The organism is Spiroplasma sp. hy2 (assembly GCF_044714365.1).
Lineage (GTDB): Bacteria > Bacillota_I > Bacilli_A > Mycoplasmatales > Mycoplasmataceae > Spiroplasma > Spiroplasma phoeniceum.
Genome location: NZ_RXFZ02000164.1, coordinates 1 through 2,199, shown reverse-complemented (window position 1 = coordinate 2,199; position 2,199 = coordinate 1). Strand labels below are relative to the sequence as shown.

The following is a 2,199-nucleotide window of genomic DNA, read 5'->3' as shown; positions in this document are numbered from 1 at the left end:
AAMANNNNCAGTAAAATATGTTAAAATTGTCTGTGGAAACGCTAGGTGTTAACTAGTGTTTCCACGATACTAAATTGTCTAAGCAACAATTTAGTATCACCAAATTTTTATTAACAATATTTAATTACATAAGCATTATACACTAGATATATCTTTATATCTAGTTTTTTTATTTTAAAAGAGAAGATTTTATATTTGATACTTGATACATTTAGAGTAACATAACATACCAAAGATAAAAATACCTTGGTAATCAAATTATAAAATAATTCTTTATTTATGGCATTTTTTATCGCCTGTGTTAATAGTAAATCATTCATCATCGACCTTTTGAATAACAAAACTACAATTCAAACATTTTTGTAAATCAACATCAACAATCATTAAATTATGATTAATAGTGTCTTTATTCTCTACTTTTTTCATCGTTATTTGATTTCCTTGATGAGTTCTTCATAGGCTCGTTTTTGTCGCCAATATGTAGTGTTAGTCCATATTGTGTCTAATTTAACTGTATTTTTTGAAAATGTATCAGAATGTTTAATATCACATTTTAATAAATATTGAGTAAGATTATCATTTTTTAATCATTCCAAAATGGTTTCTGTAACATCATTATTTTTTACATTATTTAATAAAATCTTAATATTTGGTGGTTGTTTATTAATAATTTTAGCAATATGATTTAAAGTATTTTTTAAATCTAACACCCCTTTATAACAACCACCATCATCAGTCAACGGTGCAATTATTAAATCAGATAACATCAAAAAACTAAGTGACAACTCATTAATAGATGGTGGATAGTCAATTAACACATAATCATAACTATCAAAAGTTTTATGATTTTCCATATACAAAGTATCTGCTATTAAATGTTGTTCTTTTTCATTTGAATAGTTTAAATTTATAATAGCAGATACTTTATTTAGTTGTTCCCCGCCAACAATAATATCAATATTTTTATATTTTGTTGGTTGAATAAGTTGCTCTATTTTGATTAATTCTGGTTCTGTTAAAACAGACTTGATTGTTTTATTTTTATTATAAACATTATTAACTAAATTTAGTGTCAAAGTTGCTTGTGGGTCAAGGTCAAGCAACAAGACCTTTGCTCCATCAAGCGCCAACTTGTAGGCGACATTTTTGCATAATGTCGTTTTGCCTACCCCCCCTTTTTTTACTGCAAAACTAATCATCTTCATTTTTACTATTCTCCAAATCTATACTATATCTTTCTGCTAAAATTTCATTCATAAGAGTTGTTAATTGTCATTTCTTGATTTTTGCTTCATTTCTAAATGCCATAACAACCCGAGCATTACATTTCATACGCGGCATAAAAGTAGAATTATCTAATTTTTTAAATTCTTTAACATCACTAAAACTTGATGTTTTATTTATTAAATTTTTAGTTATATTTGTTTTTTCTTTATCAATATTTGGCATAATTATTTTTTTCCTTTCTAAAATAATTATTTATACTTTAAATAGTAAGTATAATTATTATTAATTATAATACCAAAAATATTAATTAAAATAAAGTTTTTTTATATAAATAATTATTTATAATTATTTATACTTTAAATAGTAAGTATAATTATTATTAATTATAATACCAAAAATATTAATTACAAAATTTTATTATCACAATTTACCCACGAAAATAACACTCAATGCGTTACAAACGGCGATAACAAAACAAGCAACAAAAAACCCTTATTTTATAAGGGTTTTAAAATAGGGGATTAAATCAAATTATTCGGTTTAAATTATTATTATTTACCAATCTGGGCTCGCGGTGATTTCCATAGGTTTTTTGAAAAATGCCTTAAAGTTTAAAAAAACTTTTGCCGCGCTTTTAAAAATCCTTGGGAAAAATTCTAAGCGTTAAGCGAAGAATTTTATAAAGGTTCCCAAATTTGTTTGAAAGAATTTCAAAATATTTTTTAACTTGTAAGTCATTTTATCACAAAATTTCAGAAAATCAACCGCTCGCCCAAAATTATAATTTGAATTATTCATCATTTTGTATCAATTTAAATTATAAAAATAATCAAAATTTGATACAAAAATTAAAAAAATGTTTACTCTTTTAAATATTTTTGATGCTATAATCAATTTGCCTAAATATAAATTTGGGTTATTAGCAAAGTAAAATAAAAAATGAAAATACAACTCGTCAAAATTTATATTAAA

Annotated in this window: 3 protein-coding genes; all 3 read right to left on the bottom strand. The window is 23.8% G+C overall.

What is annotated here, in order from left to right:
- Positions 1-273: 273 nt before the first annotated feature.
- The 3 genes from EHV01_RS04900 to EHV01_RS04890 are packed head-to-tail and all read right to left on the bottom strand — an operon-like array spanning position 274 to position 1,449.
- A complete protein-coding gene (locus EHV01_RS04900; RefSeq protein ID WP_422066474.1) occupies positions 274-426 on the bottom strand; it encodes a hypothetical protein in 153 nt (50 codons plus the stop codon).
- A 2-nt stretch (positions 427-428) separates the two neighbouring features.
- Positions 429-1,205 (bottom strand): ParA family protein, encoded by a 777-nt coding sequence (locus EHV01_RS04895; protein ID WP_422066473.1) that lies wholly within the window; start codon positions 1,203-1,205, stop codon positions 429-431.
- Positions 1,192-1,449: a hypothetical protein gene (locus EHV01_RS04890; RefSeq protein WP_422066472.1), complete on the bottom strand. Its 258-nt coding sequence runs from the start codon at positions 1,447-1,449 to the stop codon at positions 1,192-1,194. The genes EHV01_RS04895 and EHV01_RS04890 overlap by 14 nt, the downstream gene beginning before the upstream one ends.
- Positions 1,450-2,199 lie beyond the last annotated feature (750 nt).